Consider the following 551-nt stretch of genomic DNA (forward strand, 5'->3'; position numbering starts at 1 on the left):
GTGCGCCGCCGATGAGGAGTTGATCGAGCAGTTTGTTCGGGCTGTGCTCGATACCGGCGCCGTGGAGGGTGTCGTGTGGTCCCGGTGCCCCGGTACCGGTCGAGACGTAGATCGCGGTACCCCGCAGCTTGTCCGCGTGCAGATACGGGTCGTTGGCCGCCCACGCCGGATCCGTGGGCGGACCCCACATGTTCACGACATTGCCCCGCCGACCACCCACCACCGCGCTCACGATCACCTGACCCTGCGGATCACTGGTCCGCACACACCCCGAATACGACCCGATCGCCCGATACAACCCCGGCGCGGCCAACGCCAACTGGAACACCGACGTACCCGCCATCGAGATACCCGCGATCGCGTTCGCCCCGTTCCCCCCGAACGCCGCATCCACGATCGGCGGCAACTCCCGCGTCAAGAACGTCGCCCAGCGCTGCCGCCCCAACACCGGATCATCCGCACGCCAATCCGTGAAATACGAACTCGCACCCCCGAACGGAACCACCACATTGACCTGCTTGTCCCGAAAGAACTCCACCACATCCGTCCGG

Annotated in this window: 1 protein-coding gene; it reads right to left on the bottom strand. The window is 66.1% G+C overall.

Annotated features, from left to right (window positions below; all coding sequences use genetic code 11):
* Positions 1 to 551, bottom strand: a 551-nt coding sequence (locus HOV91_RS39255) for an alpha/beta hydrolase (protein WP_217441621.1), incomplete at both ends; no start/stop codon positions are given.

The organism is Nocardia barduliensis (assembly GCF_013315795.1).
Taxonomy (GTDB): Bacteria; Actinomycetota; Actinomycetes; order Mycobacteriales; family Mycobacteriaceae; genus Nocardia; species Nocardia barduliensis.